Source organism: Helcococcus sp. KG196 (assembly GCF_046035495.1).
Lineage (GTDB): Bacteria > Bacillota > Clostridia > Tissierellales > Peptoniphilaceae > Helcococcus > Helcococcus ovis.
Genome location: NZ_JBFNFI010000001.1, coordinates 187026 through 206063, shown reverse-complemented (window position 1 = coordinate 206063; position 19038 = coordinate 187026). Strand labels below are relative to the sequence as shown.

The following is a 19038-nucleotide window of genomic DNA, read 5'->3' as shown; positions in this document are numbered from 1 at the left end:
AAAATTAGAGAAAAAAAAGAAAAAAATAAGTCATGAAAACGTAGTATTATATTTATATAATTTTAATTACGGAGGACTTATATGATTCTTTTTATTATTGGATTAATCATTTTAGGTTTAGGAGGCTATTTATATGGAAAATATTGTGAAAAAGTTTTCGGACCTGATGATAGAAAAACTCCAGCTGTTACTGAAGCTGATGGAGTTGATTATGTTGGAATGAAAAAATGGAAAAATGAACTTGTTGAATTATTGAACATTGCAGGTACAGGACCTGTATTAGGACCGATTCAAGGGATATTATTTGGACCGATTGCTTTTATTACAATTCCATTGGGATGCGTATTAGCTGGAGCCATGCATGATTATTTTATCGGTATGATTTCAATGAGAAATAAAGGAGCTCAGGTGCCTAAGCTTATTCAAAAATACATAGGTAAAGGAACAAATAAAGTATATAATTTTGTTAATTGGGTTTTACTTTTATTAGTAGGAGTTGTATTTATATATACACCAGGCGATTTAATCGTAAAAGATTTGCTACATATGGATGTAAATTCTAGTACTATTTATGTAGTATATGCTGTTATTTTAGGCTATTATATTTTAGCAACTTTATTTCCAATTGATAAAATTATAGGAAAGATATATCCTTTATTTGGAGCAATGTTATTATTATCAGCTATAGGAATATTTTTTGGTATTATATTTACAGGGGCGGGCTCATTAAATCAAATAAATGGTGGAACATTTTTATCAAAACACCCATTAGGTCAATCAATAATTCCTGTATTTTTCATAACTGTATCTTGTGGTATATTATCAGGATTCCATGGGTCTCAAGCAACTTTGATTTCTAGGACAGTAACAAATGAAAGAGAAGGTAGAGAAACATTTTATAATATGATGATAGGTGAAGGATTTATTGCTATGTGTTGGGCTGCCGGAGCTATGGTTGTTTATAATGAATTAAACAACGTAGGTATTCCTGCTACATTAATGGTTGGTAATATTTCTACAAGATTTATGGGAACTATAGGCGGCATATTTGCAGTAGCTGCAATTATAATTTTACCTATAACAAGTGGAGATACAGCATTTAGATCATTGAGACTTATGATTGCTGAACAATTTTCAATTGACCAAAAATCACCAATTAAGAGAATAATGTTATCTATAGCAATTTTTATACCTGCTATAGCGATTTTAATTTTTGCTAAAACTGATAAAAATGGCTTTAATTTATTGTGGAGATACTTTGGATTTATGAATCAATTTACGGCAGTGTTTGCATTGTTATTAATATCAGTTTATCTAAAAATAAAAGGCAAAAAATATTTAATAGCATTGATACCTGGAGCATTTTATACATTTATTGTATCATCATATATATTACATGCGGATTTAGGATTTTCTTTAGATTCTAGATTTGGATTTACAGGATATCAAATATCTTATCCAGTAGCATTTGTATTTGTATTATTTTTTATTTGGTTTGTAACACATGTTGTTAAAAGTAAAAAAGATGAAATATCAAAATTAGATAAATAATTTAACTTATAGTTGAAGATAATTATGTATTATTTTCAACTATTTTTATGTTATAATTTACATATTGAAGAATGGAGGGAAAATTGAAAAAAATATTAATTTTATTATTATGTCTAATATTTATGGTGGGCTGTACGAAAAAAGTAGAAAATAAAAATTTTGAAACAAAATCTGAAAAAACTAAATCTGAATTAAAAAAAGGAGATACTAAAGTGTTAAATCAAGTAGAAGGATATCAAGAAGGTAATATAAAAGCTAAAATTAAAACAAATATGGGAGAAATGGAATTGATATTATTTCCTAAAGTTGCCCCAAAAGCTGTAGAAAATTTTGTAAAACATGCTAAAGATGGATATTATGAAGGAATAATTTTCCATAGAGTTATCGAAGGATTTATGATACAAGGTGGAGATCCTACAGGAACAGGTAGAGGTGGAGAAAGCATTTGGAAAAAATCTTTTGAAGATGAATTTGATGTAAATTACAGAAACTTCTATGGCGCCTTATCAATGGCGAATGCTGGCCCAAATACAAACGGTTCTCAATTTTTTATAGTAACGGCTAAAAATAATATAAATGATAATTTAGTCGGACAAATGAAAAAATTGGGAGAAAAAGGAGGATTCCCAGATTCTGTAATTGATGCTTATAAAAATTTGGGAGGGACACCTCATTTAGATGCAAAGCATACTGTTTTTGGTCATGTAGTTAAAGGAATGGATGTAGCTGAAAAGATCTCAAAAGTAGAGAGAAATTCATCTGATAAACCTATTAAAGATGTCGTTATAGAAAAAATAACAATAGAAGAATAGAAATAAACTAAGCTATAGGGTTTGCAAAATAACCATATAGCTTATATTTTAGCAACTAAACGAACAAATGTTTGATTTTTGGTTTAAAATATTGTAAAATGAAGGTGGAGATAAAAATGAAACAAAAAGTTTATATAGCGATAGATTTAAAATCTTTTTATGCCTCGGTGGAGTGTGTAGAAAGAGGATTGGATCCATTAACTACAAATTTAGTAGTGGCTGATTCAACAAAAACTGAAAAGACAATATGTTTGGCTGTGACACCTTCTTTAAAAAAATTAGGATTATCTGGTAGAGCAAGAATGTTTGAAGTAGTTCAAAAAGTAAGGGAAGCTAATAGATTACGAAAAAAAAATATAAATTGGAGAAATTTTGTTGATAAATCTGTAGATGATCGAGAATTAAGGATTAATCCATATCTAAGCATAGATTATATAGCAGCGCCACCAAGAATGGCTTATTATATAGAATATAGCACTAAAATATTTGAAATATATTTGAAATATATTGCTGAAGAGGATATTCATGTTTACTCAATAGACGAAGTTTTTTTAGATGTAACAAATTATTTAAAATATTCAAAAAAAACACCAAGAGAATTTGCTAAAACAATAATATTAGATATATTAAAATCTACCGGAATAACTGCAACTGCGGGAATAGGTAGTAATTTATATCTTGCAAAGGTTGCTATGGATATAAGAGCGAAGCATATAGATGCAGATAATGATGGAGTAAGGATTGCTGAACTTGATGAATATTCATATAGAAAATATTTGTGGCACCATAAACCTATAACCGATTTTTGGAGAATAGGTGTAGGATATGCAAATAGATTGAAAAATATTGGATTGTTTACTATGGGAGATATAGCAAAATGTTCATTAGGGGCAGAAAATGAATTCCATAATATAAAATTATTATTTGATACGTTTGGGATAAATGCTGAATTACTAGTAGATCATGCTTGGGGATATGAACCTGTAACAATAAAGGATATAAAATCATATAAACCAGAACATAGAAGTATATCTATGGGACAAGTTATGACCAGACCGTACACTTATCAAGAAAGTATAATAATTATTAAAGAAATGTTGGATTTAATTTCTATAAATTTAATAGAACAAAATTTTACAACTAATCATCTTACTATAAATATCGAATACGATATAGAAAATATAGAAAAAGGATATAAAGGTGTCATTTCAATAGATCGATATGGAAGAAAAAAACCATTTAATTGTAGATTTTCAGTTAAATTAGGTAAATACACCAGATCTACAAGATTAATGATAAAAAAAGTTTTAGAAGTATATAAAGAAAAAGTTAATAAAAGCTTAACGATCAGAAAATTTAATATTTCAGCAGATGATTTAAAATCTTTTGATGATATTAAAAATAATGAAGATGTTCAGATTAATTTTTTGTCTGAAGATAGCTTTGAATTGCAGGTAAATAGTATAGACATTGAAAAAAAATTAATATCAAAAGAAGAAAATTTACAAAAAACGGCAATTGATATAAAAAATAAATTTGGTAAAAATGCAATTTTAAAGGCAATAAATTTAGAAGAGAGTTCTACATTAATCGAAAGAAATAAATCTATTGGTGGACATAAAGCATAGGAATATATTATGAAAAAAAATATACATGATTATTCGGATATTATTAATATAGAAAGACCGGTATTTAAGATGAATAAAATGAGTGCTTATGAAAGAGCTGCTCAATTTTCACCTTTTGCAGCATTATCTGGTCACGATAAAGCAATTCAAGAAACGGTACGAAATACTCAAGAAAAAAAATTTTTTTATGAAAACTATAAAAATTTATTAGATTATAATTTACAAAAAATACTTAAAAAAATAAATTTAAATCCTAAAATTAGAGTAGTTTATTTTGAAAAAGATAAGTTGAAATCTGGGGGAAAATATATTAAAAAAATATTAAATATAAAAAGAATAGATAAAACTCATAAGATTTTATATTTTGAAAATGATATAAAAATTAAATTGGATGACATATATGAAATAGAATTGATTAAATAATATTAAGGTAAAATATTTTATTTTGTTGTATAATGGAGATGTATCAAATTAAGGGAGGAAATTAAATGGAATATTTAAAAGATACAGTTCAAGTTGGAGATTGGAAAGGTGAAAAACACGTTCCATCAATTATGGTTTTATCATCAGATAAAAATGAAGTAATGGTGAAAGTAAGAGTTGGTGAAGAAATTGCTCATCCAAATACTTTTGAACACCACATCGGTTGGATTAAATTATATTATTTACCAGAGGGAGCTAAATTACCTGTTCAAGTTGCTGATGTAAACTTTACAGCTCATGGAGAGGGAAATTCATTAACAGATCCTCAAGCTGTAGTAGCATTTAAGGCGGAAAAAAATGGTAAATTATTAGCACAAAGTTATTGTAATATTCACGGATTGTGGGAAAATGAAGCTGAATTAGTTTTAGGATAATAAAACGTATCGAATTTACACCCTTTTAAGTCTTTTAGGATTTAAAAGGGATTATTTTTTATTTATTTAGAGGTTAAATTTAATAATTCAACTTGATACATAAGATAAATAATATATTAAAAAACTTTGATATTATTTTAAAATGCTAGTAGAATAATAAAAGTATTGTTTTTTATTAGGAGAAATTATGAAAAATTTAAAAGGAATATTTATTATTTTTACTTGTATGTTTTTGGGAGGAATTATTAGGGGAATTGTCCCGGTGCCTATTCCTGATGTTGTATATGGTATGTTAGTTTTAACTGTATTATTAATTTTGAAAATTGTGAAGGTTAAAGATGTTGAAGATACATCTGATATGTTATTAGCTCATTTAGGATTATTATTTGTTCCTCTTTCTGTATCTTTAATGACTAAATTTGATTTATTAGGTCCAAATTTATTAAAAATATTATTAATTTTATTTGTTACAACATTTATAACTATGGGGGTAACTGCAAAAGTAGTTGAAATGGTACAAAAAATTGGAGGTATAAAATGATGGATTTAGTACAATCTTTTTCTAAATTACCTGCTTTTGGGATATTTATAACGGTAGGAATTTATATTATAGCATTAAAAATTAGTGAAAAAACTAAAATAGCAATATTAAATCCTTTGTTAGTTACTTCAACAGTTGTTGTTTTATTTTTATTGATTTTAGGTATAAAATATAATGATTATAACAAAGGTGGTATTTACATTACATTTTTAATTGGTCCATCTACAATTGCCTTAGTAGTTAATTTATATAAAAATTTAGATTTGCTAAAAAGAAATTTTTTAGCAATATTTATAGGAGTAATAGCCGGGGTTATAACAGCTATTGTTTCTGTGTTTTTAATGACTAAGCTTGTTGGTTTGGAAGGAGATTTAAGGATTTCTTTAGTGCCTAAATCCTTAACCACAGCTATAGGTGTTTCAATTTCTGAAGAATTTGGAGGTATTGCTTCTATAACGGTTTTTGCAATAATTCTTACTGGTATAATAGGAGCGGTTATTTCACCATTTGTATTTAAGGTATTTAGAATAAGAGATAGAGTTGCAAAAGGAATAGGGTTAGGTACTGCCTCTCATGCTGTAGGCACATCAAAAGCTATACAAATGGGAGAAGTAGAAGGAGCTATGAGTGGTCTTTCTATTGCTTTAGCAGGATTTATATCAGTAATATTAATTCCGATTTTTATAAGTATATTTAAATAGAGAAACTAAAAGGGGCTTTTGCGAATAATTAAAAAATTATTTTGCAAAAGCCCCTTTTTTGATCTATATAAAATTAATTACATTTGTTTTTTTAGTATAGTTGTTAAATATTTCCAGAATAATCCCATAAAAACAAGGAATATTAGTAATTCCGGGCCTAAGTAGGTTATATTATATATAAACGAATAATATACAGGCGACATCCCTTTAGGGGTATATTGTGCAAAATATATTATTCCGGAAAGAAAATGTACAACTAATCTCAGTAAATATGACAAAATTATAAATGGTATATATCCCTTAAATTCAGATTTATTATTTAGATATGTTAAACCTGCAATACCCATTAATGAACTTGGTAATGGATAATCTAAAATTACTTGAATAGGATGAACTATTTCAGGTTTTATAATGAGTGTTATTACACCAAATATTGCACCAACAATCATTCCTGCTGGGGCTCCCCATCTGATAGCAAAAATCATTAGGGGTAATAATTTTAATGAAATGCTGCCTCCTTGAGGCATTTTATATAGCTTAAATTGTGCTAAAATAACTGATAAAGCTAACATTATGCCAGCTTCAACAATCATTTGAGTATTAAAAAATTTGTTTTTATTCATTTTTTCTCCTATTAAATTTGAATGGAAGATTTACAAATAAAAAAACTAACAAAAAAAACTACCAATGGGTTAGGTAGTTTTAAATAAATGCTTATAATATTTGCTTTTACTTCACTTTCCTACGCTATCATTATATAGATCAGGTCAAGGGTACTTCTCAGCTTAATGCGCCCCTAGTGACGATTTTATTATAGCTTATAATTTTTATATAATCAAATTTGATATATAGATATCAAATTTTACAAAAAGGTAATATAAAACTCATATTTTAAACATATTTATAAACTAAAATTTAAATTGATACACGATATTATCTAAATTTACATTATTTGATTAAAGTAGTATAATTTATATAAGGAGGGTATCATGTATAATATTGGTGACAAAATAGTTTATTCTATACACGGAGCAGGTACAATTGAAGATATTCAAGAAATTGAAATTTTAGGTAATACAGAAATGTTTTATATTTTAAGGTTTCCTATTAATGATATTACTATTTCAGTTCCGGTTACAGAAAGTGAAAAAATTCGCCCTGTAATTACAAAAGAAGAAGGAAAAGCTGTAATGGAAATATTAAGATCTGATGTTACTGAAATGTCTCAAAATTGGGGAAAGAGATTTAGAGATAATCTAGAACATATAAAGACAGGAAATATATTTGAAATAGCTGATATTGTTAGAAATTTAAGTATTTTGAGTCAAAAAAAGGGATTATCTGCATCTGAAAATAAAATGTTAATAAATGCTAAGAGAGTTATGGTATCTGAGCTGGTGATAGTTGGATCTATGACTAAAGAAGAAGCTATGGCAATGATAGATGATGCAATTACTTTAGAACAGGAGAATATATGATAAAAAAAATTATTAGAATAGTCATATCACTTCTAGGTATTCCTCTAGGATATGGTATTTCTAAATTATTATTAGAAAATATGTTTGTTTTTAATAATAATTTTGTGAAGTATTCTTTTAATGGTATACTCATAGTTTTGATGACTATTTTATTTTATTTAATAACACCTTATTTTATAACTAAAATGGAAAAAATGTTTGATAGATTAGAAGGGCTACTTATTAAAGAACCTAAGGAAGCATTGATAATTGGTTTTGTTGGAATTATTTTTGGAATTATTATTGCGTTTTTATTAAGTTTACCGATTTCAATGTTAGCATTAACAGGGATATTTGAAATTATAAAAATAATTGTAGCAATAATAATTTATTTAACATTTGCAAGTTTAGGGTATAGATTTTCATTAAAATATAAAGATGATATTTTGAAATTATTTAAGAGAAAAAATTCAAGTGAAGATTTTGAAAAAAGATATTTATCAAAAAAGTCAAAAAGTTTACAAACAATTGTTTCCGATAAAGTTGTAGATACATCTGTTTTAATTGATGGTAGAATTAAACAAATTGTTGAAACGGGATTTATAGAAGGAGATTTAATAGTACCTAATTTTGTGCTTCAAGAATTACAATTAATAGCTGATTCGGCAGATGACTTAAAAAGAGAACGTGGAAGAAGAGGACTGGATATTGTAAATGATCTTAGAAATTCTAAAAAAATAAACTTTAGAACAACAGCGAAAAATTATGAGGACACAAAAGAAGTGGATATTAAATTATTGAAATATGCTAATGAAACAGGAGCATCTGTTTTAACTAATGACTTTAATTTAAACAAATTGGCAGTAATACAAAATATTAAAGTGTTAAATATTAATGATTTAGCTAATTCTGTAAAGACCGTTGTTTTACCTGGAGAAAAAATGATTATAAATATTATAAAAGAAGGTAAAGAAAAAAATCAAGGATTGGCATATTTGGATGATGGAACCATGATAGTTGTAGAAGAAGGGAAAGGCTTAATTGGACAACAAGTTGAAGTTGTAGTTTCAACAGTTTTACAAACAGCTGCCGGAAAAATGATATTTACTAAAATTATAAATAGTTAATTTAGGGAGGATAATTTGAAAAAAGGAGTAATTAGATTTATAGCATTAGTACTAGCTATATTAATGTTAGTAGGGATTGTAAGTACTATATTTACAGCACATGCGGCTTCTATGCCTGATGAAGTATATGGATATGGTGCAGGATTAAATAAAAAAGAAGTAGAAGATACTGCAAAATTATTAGGAATTAGGGATTTAAATATTACTCAAGTACCTATAAAAGGAATAGATACTTCGAAATATTTGGGAATACAATCAACTGATGATGAAATGATTTCATCAGTTTATGTAAAAAAAAATAATAATAAAAATATAACTGTAGAAGTCACAACACCACTTTCAATACAAAAAGTTACATCTATTCAGTATTCAAATGCTGCAATTACGGCCGGATTAGAAAATGTAGATATAAAGGTTGCTGCTATAACTGCTGTTACAGGAGAATCAGCTTTAGCTGGAGTATATAAAGTTTTTGAACAATCAGGGATTGCAATAGATAGGCAAAAAACAAAAGTTGCAAATAAAGAAATTGAAGTTGTAAATAAAGTTTCAGATGAACATAAAGGGAAAAAGGGTTTTTCTAAAGATAAACTAAATAAAGTTGTTGTTGACGTAAAACAAAAGTTATTAGAAGAAAAAAAATCCGGAAAAGATTTATCTAATGAAAAAATAAAAAATATTGTTGAAAATTCTGTGAAAAATGGTGATTTAAATCAAATTATAAATAATGTAAATATTGAAAATTTAACATTGTATTTTAAGGATTTTATTAATATTGATAATTTAAATATAAATGTGGTTCAAGAGCAATTAAATAATTTAGTGAAGAATATACCAAATATAGCAAATAAAGAATTGGACAACGCTAAAAAATTCTTAAATACTGAAGAAGGAAAGAATTTTTTAAATAATGTCAAAGATAATCTTACAAAAGAAAATTTAAAAAAAATAGCAGACGGCGTTAAAAATGCTTTAGATTCAGAACAATTTGAAAATGCGTTAAACTCTGTTAAAGATAATTTGAATACAAAGAAGTTAACAGAAATGATAGATGGTGTTAAGAAAAATATTTCTAATGATGGGGTCGGATTTTTATCAAGAGTATTAAATGGTATTGGAAATTTTTTCAAATCATTGGTTAATTCATTAAAAAGTTTATTTTAAATTAGGATAATTAGCAAAAATATGGTATAATATCAAAGCGATTGATATTAATTATTAAATAGGAGGCATAATGAGCGAATTAAAATTAAATGCTGAGCTAAGAGAAGGAAAAGGAACCGGAGTTTCTAGAAAACTAAGAAGAGAAGAATTAGTGCCAGCACAATTATATCAAAGAGAAAAAGAAAACATTAATTTACAAGTTGTAGCAAAAGAGTTGGATAAAGTTATAACAGAAGCAGGTACTTCAACAATTATAACTTTAGTTGTAAATGGAGAAGAAAAAAATGTTTTAATCAAAGATTTCCAAAGACACCCATTTAAAAATCAATATTTACACGTTGACTTTTTAGGTGTTAATATGAATGAAACATTAAGAGTTTCAGTTCCGGTTGTATTATTAAATAGGGATGAAATCAGACTTCAACCATCAGTGTTGATGCAACAATTAGAAGAAATAGAGATTGAAACATTACCAAAAAACATGCCATCAGAAGTAATATTAGATGTTGAAAATATGGAATACAATGATGTATTTTATGTTAAAGACTTATCTATTGTAAATGATGAAAATATTACAATTTTAACAGATTTAGAAGAAGTTGTATGTACATTATTAGAACCTCAAGAAGAAGTTATTGAAGATGATGTAGAAGTTTCAGCAGCTGATGTTGAAGTAATTGGTAAACAAAAAGAAGAATAAAATTAACTGTTATTTATTTAATATCAGTATTAAATAAATATTGTTGGTGAAAAATTAAAGTAACATATTGAGAGAATTAGAGAGTAAAATTTCTAGTTCTTTTTTATTTTTATCTCTTGCAAGTGCAAGGTAAAATTATGATTGAATAATGTAATTCAAAAATATCTCATAAATTTATTTGTTAAATTGATTTAAATGTATTGAAAAACTAAAAAAGTGAGATAAAACTAAAATCGTCTTATCTCACCGGGGCTTATTTTATACTAATTAATATAAAATATCATATTATAATTATGTTAATATATTTTTACCATATTTGGATATAACATTATTACTAAAACTTTTACCTTATATATAAATATTAAAGTGGTAAAAACATGTATCTCAATATAAATATAAATGTCAATACATATAATAGTGGACTAACTTTTTTATGTTGTCCTGTAGCAATATTTACTATAGTATATGAAATAATACCGAAAACGATTCCCTCTGCAATTGAATATGTGAATGGCATTGCTGCTATTGTTATAAATGCAGGAATTGCAACTGTAAAATCATCCCAATTTATTTTTTTTACTGCAGTTGACATAAATATTCCTACTATGATAAGAGCTGGAGCAGTTGCTGATGAAGGCACCAATAGGAATAGTGGGCTTAAAAATAGAGATATAAGGAAAAAGCACCCTGTAATGACTGATGTTAGTCCTGTACGTCCACCTGCTGCGACACCGGCAGAAGATTCAACGAATGTTGTAACTGTTGATGTACCAAGTAATGCTCCTAAAGTTGTGCCGATGGCATCTGACAAAAGAGCTTTGCCGGCTCTTGGTAAATTTCCGTTTTTATCTAAAGAATTTGTTTTTGATGCTACACCTGCAAGTGTTCCAACTGTGTCAAACATATCGACAAATAGGAATGTAAATATTGAAATCATTAGTGATGCGTTTAATATATTTGAAGGGAGTTGCACCTTAAATGCCACATTTTCCAGTCCTGATGGGATTTTAAAAAATGTGAAATCTGAAGGAATTTTAGTAACACCCATTGGAATTCCAATTATTGTAGTTATAATAATGCCTAATAGAATAGAACCTTTTACATTTTTAGCTACTAATACTGCTGTGATAATTATTCCTAGCATTGCAAGTAATGTTGATGATTGGGTAATTTTTCCCAGTGAAAGTATTGTTGCACCTTCACCTGTTATAATGCCGGCATTGTTAAAACCTATAAGAGCGATGAAAAATCCAATTCCTACTGAAATAGATTCTTTTAAATCTCTAGGGATAGAATTAAAAATTGTTTCTCTTATTTTGAAGAATGAAAGTAAAATAAAGATAATACCTTCAAGTAAAATTATAAATAATGCCTCTTGCCATTTAAATCCATATTTTAAGCAAACAGTATATGTGAAATATGCTGAAAGACCAATTCCCGGTGCTAGAGCAAAAGGGTATTTTGCGAATAATCCCATGATTATTGTTGCTACACCTGCCGAAATAGCAGTTGCGATGAATACACCATTAAAATCCATACCTGTTTTAGATAACATATCCGGATTTAAGAATAAGATGTATGCCATCGTCATAAAAGTTGTAAGTCCGGCGATAAACTCTGTTTTAAAATTTGTTTTATTTTCTTTTAGTTTAAAAAATTTTTCCATAAATTTCTCCTTAATAAAATATATATAAAAATAAGGATGATAAAATCACCCTTAATTTATTAAGCATTTAAGAATAAATATCTTAATAAAAATAGTCCTGATAATACTAGTACAAGAGGACTAATTTCTTTATATTTTCCTGAAAATACTTTTATAATTGTGTATGAAAGCACACCAAATACAATACCTTCAGAAATTGATTCTGTGAAAGGGATTGCTGCAATTGTTATAAATGCAGGGATGCCTTCTGTGAAATCTTCCCAATTAATTTTTAGTAATGGACTTGTCATTAAAAATCCTACAATAATTAGTGCAGGAGCTGTTGCAACCGCAGGAACAAGTAAGAATAATGGACTAAAAATAATTGATAAAAGGAAAAATATTCCTGTTACTATAGCTGTTAAACCTGTTCTACCACCTTCGGCAACACCTGCTGATGATTCAACAAATGTTGTAACTGTAGAAGTACCAAGTAAAGCACCTAATGTTGTACCGATTGCATCTGCAAAAAGAGCTTTTTCAACTCTTGGTAAATTACCATCTTCATCAAGCATATTTGTTTTAGAAGCAACACCTGCTAGTGAGCCAACTGTATCAAACATATCTAAAAATAGCAATGTAAATAATGAAATCCAAAATGATTGCTCTAAAATATTTTTAGGTATTGCAATTTTAAAAGCAACTTCTTGGAATCCATGAGGGATGCTTATAAGACTGAAATTTGCAGGTATTTTTGTTATTCCAAAAGGAATTCCTATTAATGTTGTAGCGATAATACCGATTAAAATAGCACCTTTTACTTTTCTTGCGACTAAAATAGCTGTGATTAAAATACCTAAAACTGCAACAATAGTAATTGGACTAGAAATATCGCCTACAGAAATCAATGTCCCATTTCCTGCTTTTACAAGACCGGCACTTTGGAAGCCTAGAAATGCAATAAAAAACCCAATCCCAACGGAAATTGAATTTTTTAATGTTACAGGAATTGATTTAAAGATTACTTCCCTAAATTTTACAGCTGAAAGTAAAATAAAAATAATACCTTCCATTAAAATAATAAATAGGGCTTCATTCCAAGTATATCCATATTTTAATACAATTGTGTATGTAAAATAAGCATTAAGACCCATACCAGGTGCTAATGCGAATGGATATTTTGCTAAAAGCCCCATTATAATACTTGCAACTGCTGCTGATAATGCTGTTGCAACAAATATTCCTTGTTGATTCATCCCGGTTTCTTTTAACATGCCAGGGTTTACAAATAGTATGTAAGCCATTGTCATGAATGTAGTGATACCAGCGATTATTTCAGTACGGATATTCGTACCATTTTCTTTAAGTTTAAAAAACTTTTCCACATAATCCTCCGAATTATTTCAGTAACATCTAACACAATTATTTTATCAAGAATAAAAAAAATGTCAATAATATTATTAACTATATATAGTGTGTTTTTTATTTATTGAGTATAGAATATATAATATGTAGATAGGATTTTTGTGAGATAATATTTATATTTTTATTAACAATTTTATGATTTCTTGGTATAATCAAAAAGGAGGTTTTCATGATAGATAATTATAATATTTACATCTCTACTGTATTTGGATTGGAATCAGTAGTTAAAAAAGAGTGTGAAGCTTTAGGATTCAAGGATTTAAAAGTTTCAAATAGTAAAATTGAATTTGTTGGAAGTCAAAGAGATATTGTAAAAGCTAATTTATGGCTTAGATCAGCAGAGAGAGTTTATATTAAACTTTTAGAATTTAAAGCATTAACATTTGAGGATATATATGAAAATGTAAATAACTTTGATTGGGAAAATTATCTTTCAGAAAATGGTAAAATACTTGTTTTAGGAAAATCTTTAAAATCAAAATTGTATTCTATTTCTGATAATCAGGCAATCACTAAAAAGGCGATTATTAATAGATTGTCAAAAAAATATGATAAATCATGGTTTGATGAAACAGATGAAGAGTATAAAATAAGTATTTCAATTTTGAATGATATTGCTACAGTTAGATTAGATACTTCAGGAGTAGGATTGCATAAAAGAGGATATAGAACTAAGCAAAATGAAGCTCCTATGAAAGAAACATTAGCTGCAGCTTTGATACAAATTTCAAATTGGAATAAAAAAAGTGATTTTATTGATTTGTTTTGTGGTTCAGGCACTATTCCTATAGAAGCAGCATTGATTGCAAAAAATATAGCTCCGGGAATATCAAGAAGTTTTGATTTTATTAATTGGAAGTTTTTTGATAAAAATATTTATAAAGAAGAAAAAATTAATGCGTATAATTCAATAAATGATAAAGATGTTAAAATTATAGGTTTTGATATAGATAAAAAGGCTATAGAAATAGCAAAAGAAAACGCAGTAAATGCAGGTGTGGATGAATATATAAAATTTGTAGTAAAAGATGTTAAAGATGTGGGATTACAAAATAATTTTGCCACAGTAATTTCTAATCCTCCATATGGGGAGAGAATTGGAGAAAAAAAGGATTTAGAAAAGATATATAATGCAATATCTAAAATCACAAAAAAATACACTACACTATCATTTTATTTTATTACATCTGATGGAGATTTTGAACGCAAAATAAATATGAAATCAGATAAAAAAAGAAAGTTATATAATGGTCGGATAGAGGTTAATTATTATCAATTCTATGGACCTAGTATTTTAGATTTATTGGGAGGCTAAAATGAAATTTGAGCCCAAAATAGAAAATTTTACAAGATATGTTCAAGGAGCAAACTTTAGGTTCTTGGATGCTATGGAAGATCTTGTAAGAATTAGAGACCATAATGGAGAAATTCTTTTTGAAAATAAATCAATGAGAGATTTAATAGAAAATCTTATTATTAAAAATAAAAGAAGATTAATATCGCCTCAACTTTTTTTAGAATTATATGAAAAAAGAAAACAAGGAAAAGATTTATTAAAAAGAGAAGTAAATATTGATGGTAAATTATATTCAATAAATGCATCCCCTATATATAATGATATTGGAGATTTAGAAGGATATATCGAAGTTTTTAGAGATATAACTTCTGAAAGAAATACAACAAAACAATTATATATTGCCAATAGAAAAATTAATGAAGATATCCAAATGGCAAAGAAGATTCAAAAAAGTATTCTTCCGAAGAAAAAAAAGTATAAAAATATTTCTTTTCAATTTGCACACGTTCCTTCTGATAATTTGTCAGGAGATGTATTTGATGTTATAGAGATAACTAAAAATAAGTTTGGTATATACATTGCTGACGTTGTTGGGCATGGTATTTCTGCATCAATAATGACTATGTTTATAAGACAGTCAATGAGAAGCATAGTTCAAGAAGATGAAAATTTAAGTCCTTCAGAAACTATACAAGAATTGAAAAGTATGTTTAGTCAGCTCAATTTGGATATTAGTCAGTATTTTACAATTGTATATATGGTTATGGATACTGATAAAAAATTATTAAAATATGTTAATGCAGGACACAATTGTGCACCTATTTTATTTAATTCTTCAAGATTAGGATTTTTACAAAATTGTGGATATTTTATATCTAATTTATTTGAAAATGTTAAATTTAATGAAAAAGAATTATATTTAAACAAAGGTGATAAAATATTAATATATACAGATGGTTTGACGGAAACTACAAATTATTCTGGAGAATTTTTTGGGGAAGATAGATTAGTAAAATGGATAAGAAAAAATCGCAATGAAAAACAATTTGTAAAAAAACTTATAAATGAAGTTGAAATTTTCAGATACAATAAACAAGTTGATGATATTGCGATATTATATTTAGAGTTAATTTAAGGAGTATAAAATGAAAATTGATTTAAGTAAAGCTGTTTTAGAAAATAAAATTGAAGATATAAAAGAAGAGGTATTAAGAGCTCAACAAATTTTGGTTGAAGGTGAAGGTGAGGGAAGTGATTTCTTAGGATGGTTAGATTTACCAATTAACTATGATAAAGAAGAATTTGAGAGAATAAAAAATGCTGCTAAAAGAATTAGAGAAAATTCTGATGTATTAGTAGCAATAGGGATTGGGGGATCATATTTAGGTGCACAAGCTGTACTTTCAGCATTAACAAATAGTTATGCAAAAAATAAACCGGAAGTAATATTTGTTGGTAATCATTTATCTTCTACAGAAATCGTAGAATTAAAGGAATATTTAAGGGACAAGGATTTTTCAATTAATGTAATCTCAAAATCCGGAACAACAACAGAACCGGCAATAGCATTTAGAATTTTTAAGGAATTATTGGAAGAAAAATATTCTGAAGAAGAAGCAAAAAGTAGAATTTTTGCTACAACAGATAAGGAAAAGGGGGCATTAAAAACATTAGCAACACAAAAGGGATACGAAACTTTTGTTGTGCCGGATAATGTTGGAGGAAGATTCTCAGTTTTAACAGCTGTAGGATTATTGCCAATTGCGGTTGCAGGAATTGACATTGATGCTCTAATGCAAGGGGCAGCTGATTATAGAGAAGAAGTTTTAGATAAAGAATTTGAAGAAAATGATGTGTTGAAATATGTTGCCATGAGAAATGTGTTATATAGAGAAGGAAAAGATATTGAAATTTTAGTAGCATATGAACCAAAATTAAAATTCTTCAATGAATGGTGGAAACAATTAGAAGGTGAATCAGAAGGAAAAGATGGAAAAGCATTATTCCCTGCAAGTGTAATATTTACAACTGATTTACATTCATTAGGACAAATTATTCAAGAAGGTAAAAGAAATATTTTTGAAACAGTAATTTCTGTAGATACACCAAAATATGATATTAGCATTAAATCAGATGAAGATGATTTGGATGGACTAAATTATTTAGTAGGGAAGACGGTTGATGAAGTAAATAAAGTTGCAATAAAAGCTACAGTTGATGCTCATGTTGATGGTAATGTACCAAATATTGTATTACACTTAGAAAAGATTGATGAATACAATTTAGGAAAAATGATTTACTTCTTTGAATATGCAATAGGTGTATCTGGATACGTTTTAGAAATCAACCCATTTAACCAACCGGGAGTAGAAAAATATAAAGCAAATATGTTTAAGATGTTAGAAAAACCGGGATATTAATATAGAAAGAGAATATTTATGGGAAAAAAAAGTAATTTAGAATCGCAATATAAGCATTCAATTGAACAATTAACTCAAAAAACTAAGGAAGAACTTTTAGAAAGAGGAGTAACTATTGATGACATAGCAGAAATAGTTATGAAACTTCAAAGTCCATATATAAAGGATTTGTCTATTGAATTTTGTAAATATTCAATTAATAAAGTATTAGAAAAAAGAGAAGTAGTAAATGCGGTTTTAACAGGAATACAATTAGATAAATTAGCAGAAAAAGATTTAATTGAAGAGCCTATTTTGAGTGTTATTAAGTCAGATGAAGGTTTATATGGAATAGATGAAATCCTTCCTTTATCCATTGTAAATTTATATGGGTCAATTGGATTAACGAATTTTGGATATTTGGATAAAGAAAAAATCGGAATAATCAAAAAAGTTGACGAAGCAAAAGCTGGAGCTGTAAATACGTTTTTAGATGATATAATTGCTGCTATAGCAGCAGCTGCAGCTTCAAGGATTGCCCATAGTTTAAGAGAACCAAATAAAAAGCATTATGAGTAAGAAATATTACGCAGTTAGAGTTGGTAGAAAAACGGGAGTTTTTTCTACTTGGGACGAATGTTCAAAACAAGTTATAGGATTTAAGGGTGCAATTTATAAAAGCTTTTTAACAAAAGAGGCAGCTCAAAATTTTGTTGGAAATATTGAAAAAGTAGAAATCTCAAAAGATTCAATTAAAGATAATGAGATAATAGCTTATGTAGACGGGTCTTATAATATAAGTACCGGAGAATTTGGATATGGAGTAATTTTGCTTGATAACCATCAAGAAATTACTTTTAATAAAGTAATTTATGATGATGAATTAAAAAATCAACGTAATGTAGCAGGCGAAGTATTTGGTTCAATGGCTGCTATAGACAAAGCTATAGAACTAAAAAAATCTAAGATATATATTCATTTCGATTATATGGGTATAAGAGCATGGGCTATAGGAGAATGGAAAACAAATATTCAACTTACAAAGGATTATAAAAAATTTATAGATGAAAAATCTTCTTTAATAGATATTGAATTTATAAAAGTAAAAGCTCATTCAAATAACAAATATAATGACATAGCTGATAGACTAGCGAAAAATGCGGTTGGTATAAAATAAAATTCCCATTGATGCCACGAGTCCTCGCTCCGTAAGGAGCTGCGGAGGTGGCTATATGGGAATTTTATTTTATTATGATAAAACTATTTTAATTATTTATTTTTTAATAAATCTCTAATTTCAGTTAATAAAACTTCTTCTTTTGAAGGAGCTGCTGGAGCTTCTTCTTTTGGTTTTTGAGTTTTGTTATAAGCTTTAACTATTACAAACATCACAAATGATACTATAAAGAATGTAATAACTGCATTAATAAAATTACCAATCATAAATGTAACGCCTGCTATCGTAATTTGTAATTTTGAAAAATCAATACCTGCTGTTAAAGCACCTACTAAAGGCATGATTAAGTTATCTACTAAAGCTTTAACTACTGCTCCAAAAGCACCAGCCATGACTACAGCAACTCCTAATCCTAAAACATTACCTTTATTTATAAATTCCTTAAATTCTTTTAACATATTCTCCTCCTTTCTGTATATTTTATACCCATTATATTTATATATACACATAATGTCAACATAAAAGTTGATTATGACATATTATTATTATAAAATATG

At 27.5% G+C, this 19038-nt stretch carries 20 protein-coding genes and 1 riboswitch; of the genes, 16 read left to right on the top strand and 4 right to left on the bottom strand.

Annotated elements, in window-relative coordinates; all coding sequences use genetic code 11:
- Positions 1 to 81: 81 nt before the first annotated feature.
- The 7 genes from ABGF45_RS00995 to ABGF45_RS00965 all read left to right on the top strand — a co-directional run bounded on the left by ABGF45_RS00995 (position 82) and on the right by ABGF45_RS00965 (position 6090).
- Positions 82 to 1551, top strand: coding sequence for a carbon starvation protein A (locus tag ABGF45_RS00995; protein ID WP_134711379.1), 1470 nt, complete (start codon positions 82 to 84; stop codon positions 1549 to 1551).
- 272 nt (positions 1552 to 1823) lie between these two features.
- Entirely contained in the window at positions 1824 to 2363 is a 540-nt protein-coding gene (locus ABGF45_RS00990; protein WP_245151242.1) for a peptidylprolyl isomerase, read from the top strand.
- Between the two features lie 116 nt (positions 2364 to 2479).
- Positions 2480 to 3991, top strand: coding sequence for a DNA methylase (locus tag ABGF45_RS00985; protein WP_134711381.1), 1512 nt, complete (start codon positions 2480 to 2482; stop codon positions 3989 to 3991).
- Between the two features lie 9 nt (positions 3992 to 4000).
- Entirely contained in the window at positions 4001 to 4414 is a 414-nt protein-coding gene (locus ABGF45_RS00980; RefSeq protein ID WP_209021422.1) for a hypothetical protein, read from the top strand.
- Positions 4415 to 4479: 65 nt separating this feature from the next.
- The gene (locus ABGF45_RS00975) at positions 4480 to 4848 is read left to right on the top strand and encodes a class II SORL domain-containing protein (protein WP_134711383.1); all 369 of its coding nucleotides are present in this window, start codon (positions 4480 to 4482) and stop codon (positions 4846 to 4848) included.
- 187 nt (positions 4849 to 5035) lie between these two features.
- Entirely contained in the window at positions 5036 to 5389 is a 354-nt protein-coding gene (locus ABGF45_RS00970; protein WP_134711384.1) for a CidA/LrgA family protein, read from the top strand.
- A complete protein-coding gene (locus tag ABGF45_RS00965) occupies positions 5386 to 6090 on the top strand; it encodes an LrgB family protein (RefSeq protein ID WP_134743971.1) in 705 nt (234 codons plus the stop codon). Before ABGF45_RS00970 ends, ABGF45_RS00965 begins: the two co-directional genes overlap by 4 nt.
- A 77-nt stretch (positions 6091 to 6167) precedes the next feature.
- On the opposite strand, the gene thiT is transcribed toward ABGF45_RS00965, so the two are convergent.
- Complete coding sequence (gene thiT / locus ABGF45_RS00960) at positions 6168 to 6713, bottom strand: energy-coupled thiamine transporter ThiT (RefSeq protein WP_134711386.1); 546 nt, start codon at positions 6711 to 6713, stop codon at positions 6168 to 6170.
- A gap of 99 nt (positions 6714 to 6812) precedes the next feature.
- Positions 6813 to 6898, bottom strand: a riboswitch (TPP riboswitch).
- 181 nt (positions 6899 to 7079) lie between these two features.
- On the opposite strand from thiT, the gene ABGF45_RS00955 reads away from it, so the two are divergent.
- The 4 genes from ABGF45_RS00955 (at position 7080) to ABGF45_RS00940 (ending at position 10538) form a co-directional block, all read left to right on the top strand.
- Positions 7080 to 7568: a CarD family transcriptional regulator gene (locus ABGF45_RS00955; protein ID WP_134711387.1), complete on the top strand. Its 489-nt coding sequence runs from the start codon at positions 7080 to 7082 to the stop codon at positions 7566 to 7568.
- Positions 7565 to 8674: a PIN/TRAM domain-containing protein gene (locus ABGF45_RS00950; protein ID WP_134743970.1), complete on the top strand. Its 1110-nt coding sequence runs from the start codon at positions 7565 to 7567 to the stop codon at positions 8672 to 8674. Before ABGF45_RS00955 ends, ABGF45_RS00950 begins: the two co-directional genes overlap by 4 nt.
- A 15-nt stretch (positions 8675 to 8689) precedes the next feature.
- On the top strand, positions 8690 to 9838 hold the full coding sequence (locus tag ABGF45_RS00945; protein WP_134743969.1) for a DUF1002 domain-containing protein: 1149 nt from the start codon (positions 8690 to 8692) through the stop codon (positions 9836 to 9838).
- A gap of 70 nt (positions 9839 to 9908) precedes the next feature.
- A complete protein-coding gene (locus ABGF45_RS00940; protein WP_134743968.1) occupies positions 9909 to 10538 on the top strand; it encodes a 50S ribosomal protein L25 in 630 nt (209 codons plus the stop codon).
- 361 nt (positions 10539 to 10899) lie between these two features.
- Here the strand turns inward: ABGF45_RS00940 and ABGF45_RS00935 are convergent, their stop codons facing one another.
- Both ABGF45_RS00935 and ABGF45_RS00930 read right to left on the bottom strand, forming a co-directional pair.
- Entirely contained in the window at positions 10900 to 12204 is a 1305-nt protein-coding gene (locus tag ABGF45_RS00935; RefSeq protein WP_134743967.1) for an NCS2 family permease, read from the bottom strand.
- Positions 12205 to 12263: 59 nt separating this feature from the next.
- The gene (locus ABGF45_RS00930) at positions 12264 to 13568 is read right to left on the bottom strand and encodes an NCS2 family permease (protein WP_134743966.1); all 1305 of its coding nucleotides are present in this window, start codon (positions 13566 to 13568) and stop codon (positions 12264 to 12266) included.
- A 209-nt stretch (positions 13569 to 13777) separates the two neighbouring features.
- Here ABGF45_RS00930 and ABGF45_RS00925 point away from each other — a divergent pair, with 209 nt between their 5' ends.
- From ABGF45_RS00925 to ABGF45_RS00905, 5 genes are read left to right on the top strand one after another with little or no spacing between them, the layout of a single operon-like run.
- Positions 13778 to 14923, top strand: coding sequence for a class I SAM-dependent RNA methyltransferase (locus tag ABGF45_RS00925; protein WP_408125247.1), 1146 nt, complete (start codon positions 13778 to 13780; stop codon positions 14921 to 14923).
- A gap of 1 nt (position 14924) precedes the next feature.
- Entirely contained in the window at positions 14925 to 16040 is a 1116-nt protein-coding gene (locus tag ABGF45_RS00920) for a PP2C family protein-serine/threonine phosphatase (protein WP_134743964.1), read from the top strand.
- Between the two features lie 10 nt (positions 16041 to 16050).
- Entirely contained in the window at positions 16051 to 17325 is a 1275-nt protein-coding gene (locus ABGF45_RS00915; protein ID WP_134743963.1) for a glucose-6-phosphate isomerase, read from the top strand.
- An 18-nt stretch (positions 17326 to 17343) separates the two neighbouring features.
- Entirely contained in the window at positions 17344 to 17883 is a 540-nt protein-coding gene (locus ABGF45_RS00910; RefSeq protein ID WP_134711396.1) for a phosphatidylglycerophosphatase A, read from the top strand.
- Complete coding sequence (locus tag ABGF45_RS00905) at positions 17876 to 18481, top strand: viroplasmin family protein (protein ID WP_134743962.1); 606 nt, start codon at positions 17876 to 17878, stop codon at positions 18479 to 18481. Before ABGF45_RS00910 ends, ABGF45_RS00905 begins: the two co-directional genes overlap by 8 nt.
- A gap of 92 nt (positions 18482 to 18573) precedes the next feature.
- Here the strand turns inward: ABGF45_RS00905 and mscL are convergent, their stop codons facing one another.
- Positions 18574 to 18939 (bottom strand): large conductance mechanosensitive channel protein MscL, encoded by a 366-nt coding sequence (gene mscL / locus ABGF45_RS00900; RefSeq protein ID WP_134711398.1) that lies wholly within the window; start codon positions 18937 to 18939, stop codon positions 18574 to 18576.
- Positions 18940 to 19038 lie beyond the last annotated feature (99 nt).

Excerpts from the sequence above, each read along its gene's own strand:
- ABGF45_RS00995 (WP_134711379.1), top strand. The coding sequence starts at position 82 with ATGATTCTTTTTATTATTGGATTAATCATTTTAGGTTTAGGAGGCTAT.
- ABGF45_RS00990 (WP_245151242.1), top strand. The coding sequence starts at position 1,824 with ATGGGAGAAATGGAATTGATATTATTTCCTAAAGTTGCCCCAAAAGCT.
- ABGF45_RS00985 (WP_134711381.1), top strand. The coding sequence starts at position 2,480 with ATGAAACAAAAAGTTTATATAGCGATAGATTTAAAATCTTTTTATGCC.
- ABGF45_RS00980 (WP_209021422.1), top strand. The coding sequence starts at position 4,001 with ATGAAAAAAAATATACATGATTATTCGGATATTATTAATATAGAAAGA.
- ABGF45_RS00975 (WP_134711383.1), top strand. The coding sequence starts at position 4,480 with ATGGAATATTTAAAAGATACAGTTCAAGTTGGAGATTGGAAAGGTGAA.
- ABGF45_RS00970 (WP_134711384.1), top strand. The coding sequence starts at position 5,036 with ATGAAAAATTTAAAAGGAATATTTATTATTTTTACTTGTATGTTTTTG.
- ABGF45_RS00965 (WP_134743971.1), top strand. The coding sequence starts at position 5,386 with ATGATGGATTTAGTACAATCTTTTTCTAAATTACCTGCTTTTGGGATA.
- thiT (WP_134711386.1), bottom strand. The coding sequence starts at position 6,713 with ATGAATAAAAACAAATTTTTTAATACTCAAATGATTGTTGAAGCTGGC.
- ABGF45_RS00955 (WP_134711387.1), top strand. The coding sequence starts at position 7,080 with ATGTATAATATTGGTGACAAAATAGTTTATTCTATACACGGAGCAGGT.
- ABGF45_RS00950 (WP_134743970.1), top strand. The coding sequence starts at position 7,565 with ATGATAAAAAAAATTATTAGAATAGTCATATCACTTCTAGGTATTCCT.
- ABGF45_RS00940 (WP_134743968.1), top strand. The coding sequence starts at position 9,909 with ATGAGCGAATTAAAATTAAATGCTGAGCTAAGAGAAGGAAAAGGAACC.
- ABGF45_RS00935 (WP_134743967.1), bottom strand. The coding sequence starts at position 12,204 with ATGGAAAAATTTTTTAAACTAAAAGAAAATAAAACAAATTTTAAAACA.
- ABGF45_RS00925 (WP_408125247.1), top strand. The coding sequence starts at position 13,778 with ATGATAGATAATTATAATATTTACATCTCTACTGTATTTGGATTGGAA.
- ABGF45_RS00920 (WP_134743964.1), top strand. The coding sequence starts at position 14,925 with ATGAAATTTGAGCCCAAAATAGAAAATTTTACAAGATATGTTCAAGGA.
- ABGF45_RS00915 (WP_134743963.1), top strand. The coding sequence starts at position 16,051 with ATGAAAATTGATTTAAGTAAAGCTGTTTTAGAAAATAAAATTGAAGAT.
- ABGF45_RS00910 (WP_134711396.1), top strand. The coding sequence starts at position 17,344 with ATGGGAAAAAAAAGTAATTTAGAATCGCAATATAAGCATTCAATTGAA.
- ABGF45_RS00905 (WP_134743962.1), top strand. The coding sequence starts at position 17,876 with ATGAGTAAGAAATATTACGCAGTTAGAGTTGGTAGAAAAACGGGAGTT.
- mscL (WP_134711398.1), bottom strand. The coding sequence starts at position 18,939 with ATGTTAAAAGAATTTAAGGAATTTATAAATAAAGGTAATGTTTTAGGA.